This is a genomic window from Methanosphaera sp., assembly GCF_016282985.1.
Taxonomy (GTDB): domain Archaea; phylum Methanobacteriota; class Methanobacteria; order Methanobacteriales; family Methanobacteriaceae; genus Methanosphaera.
Window position 1 is genome coordinate 1 of sequence record NZ_JAEELZ010000061.1, and the last position, 4897, is coordinate 4897.

Sequence of the window (4897 nt, forward strand, 5' to 3'; positions counted from 1 at the left end):
AAGCAATAGGAATAATAATGAAAGCGAAAACAACAATAGGAATCGATTACCTTTCCAAATAAAAAATCCTCCATTACATTATATAAATAAAATTCAACAATCAAATTTTTTCCTCAAAAAAACCACAGAACATGGCTCAAAGAGAAAAAATATGCAACTTTAAACAAATAAGAAAAAAAATGACCTTGTAAAAAAGACTCAAAAAGATTCCAATAGCAATGAACTTTTAAAAGAGATCAAATTTTTCTCCACCTATCTAAAGACAATAAATTTTTATAAAAATTTATCTTTTATTCTAATCACAACCAAGAATATTCCAATTAGAATAAGAGATAAATCTCCACAATAATAGTTTCTTGTAATTTTAAAAAATTTAAAAAAGAGGAAAAAAGGAATGGTTTTTCCTCTCATATTTTAAAAATTCTTATTTTAAGGTAATTTTTGCCTTTTTGGTAATGGCTTTGTAGGTTGTGTCTCCTGCAAACTTAGCTGTAGCAGTGTATTTACCTTTCTTGGTTATCTTAAGTGATACGGTTGCTACACCTTTAGCATTGGTTTTTGCAGTGTAGGTCTTGCCATTGACCTTAACAGTGATCTTTTTACCTTTGATTGCTTTGCCGCTAGCATCTTTAAGTGTGAAAGATACCTTTTTGGTTTTAGCTTTTACCTTAAATGTTTTTGCCTTGAAAACTGCTTTGGTAGCCTGTTTGTTTACAGTTACTTTGACTGATTTGAATGCAGATTTGTAGTCATCGTCACCAAGGAAGCAAAGTGAGTAATAGTATGTTCCTGCTTTTGCTTGGTTTACAGTAATCTTAGCAATACCATTTGCATCAGTCTTAACAGTTTTAGTAACACCATTAATTGAGTAAGTAATTACTTTGTTTGCAATTGCTTTGCCGCTAGCATCCTTTAAGGTTACAGACAATGTTTTTGCAACTTTAGCGGTAGCAGTTAAAGTATTAGCAACAATATTAGTGGATTCCAATGTCTTGTTGACATACTCGACAATAGTGTTGTTGATTACTTCAGTTACGGTTTTGACTACGATGTAAGTGCTTAAGGTAGCAGTAGATTCTTTGAAGTTGGTATTTCCTGCGAAGCTAGCTACAATATTTACTTTTCCAGTGAAGTCGCTGATGTTTAAGGTAGTTACACCATTATCCATTTGAGAAGGAATATTTTCTTCATTTATAACTAAACTGATTTCATCAACATCTGTAATAGGATTGCCTTCACTGTCTGTTAAGGTAATAACAAGGTTGTCACCATCAATATCAATAGTTAAATTAGAATCAGCTCTTGATTGAGTGGTGTTAATGTAGTCACGGCCACTATCAGTTACAACCTCATTGGTAACTGGAACATCAAAAGTACAACCTTCAATATGGACTAATTCAGTGATATCATTTCCAGTAGGAATGCTGACAATACCTTTAGTTGTCACATTAGTAAATTTACAGCCATTGAAATTAATACCATCTTGAGTGTGGAATCTACCTTTGGTACTACTTACAATAGAATCTGCAGCAATATTCTCAAAATTACAATTGTTGAAGTTAATTTGAGTATATTTGTCTATATCAATTAAATTTTCACCAGAAAGAGTTGAATTTATGAACTCACAATCAATAAAATTAGTAATAAATGACTCTTCAGGAGGTTCAACACCGTACTGCACATTTTCATCAATTTCATTATTAAGTGGATCACTAACTTTGAAATTGATAAAAGTACAATTAATAAAAGTTAAATCATTGCCTGAAATACTGCCAGGATTAACAAAAGTCATATTAATAAAAGTCAATGCATAATGCTCTGGGTCTTGTTGATTTCCAACTTCCCAGTTAGAAATAATAGTATTTTCTTTACTTAATCCAACAACGGTGAAACTATTAAAAAAATCTCCCATCATAAATGAATCAAATGAATCCGCAATATAAATTACTCCATTTGAATTAATAAAGTTGGCTGCAGAAAATAACCCATGACTACCTCCTAAAGCATTTTCCCAACTTTGACCATCTAAATTATCATCATAAACTCTTGATCCATTTACATAAAAAACATCACTAAATGTTAAAGATAATATATTCCCACTTAATTGAGAACTTAAAATGTTGTGCTGTTTTGAATTTAAAACAGAGGAAGTGAGACCATATTGATTTCCAGATTCGTTGTAATGGACAGTTTGTACTGAATTTACAAAACGATTATCATAAAATATATAATCGTTACCACTAATAACTACAGTATCTCCTGGACCTCCATGATTTATAAAGGTATTGTTGTAAATTATAGCATCAGGATCTCCTGTAGAAACATTATGAGAACAGTTTTCACAGTTAGGGCAGTTAGGACAACTACAGTTAGTACAGTTGTTACAGTAGGTTACATCCTCACAGATAGCAGAAATAGCAGTACCATTTGTAGCATTATTGTTGTTAATAAAAATGGAATTAAATACTGTTAAATAACCTATATTTTGAACACCAATGGCTCCGCCGCGGCCATTTGAATTTTTATTAAGGTTATGGGTGAAATTACAAGAATCTACAGTGATGTTATAAATAGATCCTTGATAGCTGTATCCGCAAATAGCTCCTCCACCAGTATTGGTAGTACAATTATTATCGGTGAAAGTAGAATTGATAACCTCTAGTTTACCGTAAGTAAATAATGCTCCACCATTCCATCCAGCCACATTATCATTGAAAGTAGATTCTATAATGCGAGTATATGAATTAGTATGGGTATGGATAGCTCCAGCCCACCATCCAGCGGTGTTGTGGATAAATGTGCAGTTAGTTACATTTAAATCACCACAATTATTAATTGCACCAGGTTCTAATCTGCCAGCATTATCTTCAAATCTACAATTTTCAACATTCATTTGCACAGTTCCAGAGGTAGCATAATTAGTTATTACACCAAATCCATTATTACAATTTGTAAAATTACATCCGCTAATATTCATATATCCTTTATCATTCCAGATAACAGAAGATTTATAAGCATATGTGTGAATATTCTCAAAACTACAATTAATAAATTGATTAGTGCCAGTAGTAGCTAATTTAATGAGAACACTAGCATCCATATTTTTAAAAGTTACATTGACGAATTTAATATTTAAATTACCTGTACTTTGGAAAGGAATCTTACTAGAACTTCCTCCAGTAATATAATTACTAGGAGTACCAATAATAGTGGCACTATTACCAAAAGTCAAAATAGTACTACCAACAGTTATGGGAGCATTTAAGTTTATTGTGTAATCAGTGCCAGACAACATTCCATAATATCGTAAATTTGACCAATCGGAAACATAAACATCATTTGCTCTGGTCGGTAGTGAATCCGCTACTGTAGAATCATCAGTTTGTTCAACGTCATTTGTCTCATCTATTATTTCTTCTTCAGTTGTATCATCAGAAGAATCAGTTATAGATTCTGTTTGAACACTATCACTTGCATCTTCGGATACGGCATCAACAGCTACAGCATCATTTACAGAATCCAAAGAATCTGAAAGGTCTGTTGAGACGTCTTCAGCTGCACTGGCTGCGCCCATGAAACAACAAAGAAGAACTAAAAATATAGCAATATATTTTATCTTCAAATAGATCACCTCATTTAAATTTCATATCAAACTCTTTTTCATATAAAAAAAGAGCCCAAAGAGAATTTTAATAAATTCCTAAAAATAAAACATGAAAAAATTTCCAGTTCTTTATGAAAGAACTGGAAAAATATAATAAATTTTCATGTTTTCCTAATAAAAACTTATTAAAATTTCATCTAAAAATCAATTTTCAATAATATTTATTCATATACTCTTGATAAACTTATAAAAATTTATCAATCAAAATTGATTAAATTAAAAATTAATTTTACATTACTATATATTATACAATAATGTATATAAACATTACTAAATAAGTTTAGTTGATGAAAATTTAATAAAAAAAATCGTCTATTTAGTCAAAAGAGCAATTTATTTCATTTTTCGTTGCTAAAACTATATTCAAATGAGTTTCATTAAGTTTAGAGAGACATCAATTCTAAGGAATTGAAAACATCTATCCCTATAAATTTCATCATGCCCTAAACAAGATTATTTTAAAAACATATCATGGCAAAAAGTTTCAGTAGTATGAAACAAGTTTACAGTTCTTTCATAAAGAACTGTAAAAACCATCACACCAAAAAATAATTCCACTTAAATCCTAAAGTCTTTTCCATCCAAAGAAAAATTTATCACAATGTTGATTTCCTGTTTTTCAATTACACAAGCACCCTCACCATTTGATTTAACTGTCTTATTCTCATACTCTTCAATCCAATCATCAAATATCATGACATTGTGCATTGCACCCATATAAATCTCTTTCAATCTTTTTGGATTTGTCTTGATATAAGCTTCATGAACCTTTGTCTTGGCTCTTCCCTGAAGCTCATCAACATAATCAGCACTCAATCCAATATTGCTGGCATGAAACTTTCTTAAGGAGTGGGATCTAAAAAACCTGTAATTTCCTACAAAACCCATGCCTAATCTGTCATTGACCTTCTTGAAATTATACATCAAAGAATCATCACTGAAGTCAAAGAGCTTATCATCTAGGGACAAACCTTCCCTAGAACGCAAATAGTTAACTATATAAAAACTAGCCTCTGGAGAACAGAAAGTATAATAAAACTTGCCAGTTTTAATACGTTTAAGATAAAAACCGGCAACAACATCTTTTCTAATAGCCAATTCATCTAGAATATCCTCTATAGAACCGCCACTATGATAATCATCAGTTGCCCTAACAAAATCCCCAACAGCCAACGAAAGCGTTTCAGCCTTAGCACATCCGCTGCTGGAAATGAAAAGAACAACAGCTTTGAA

General features: G+C 31.2%; 2 protein-coding genes. Both read right to left on the minus strand.

Going from position 1 to position 4897, the window contains the following annotated elements; all coding sequences use genetic code 11:
• Positions 1 to 424: 424 nt before the first annotated feature.
• On the minus strand, positions 425 to 3622 hold the full coding sequence (locus QZZ11_RS03790; protein WP_292473753.1) for an Ig-like domain repeat protein: 3198 nt from the start codon (positions 3620 to 3622) through the stop codon (positions 425 to 427).
• Positions 3623 to 4222: 600 nt separating this feature from the next.
• On the minus strand, positions 4223 to 4837 hold the full coding sequence (locus tag QZZ11_RS03795; protein WP_292473755.1) for a hypothetical protein: 615 nt from the start codon (positions 4835 to 4837) through the stop codon (positions 4223 to 4225).
• Positions 4838 to 4897: the final 60 nt, after the last annotated feature.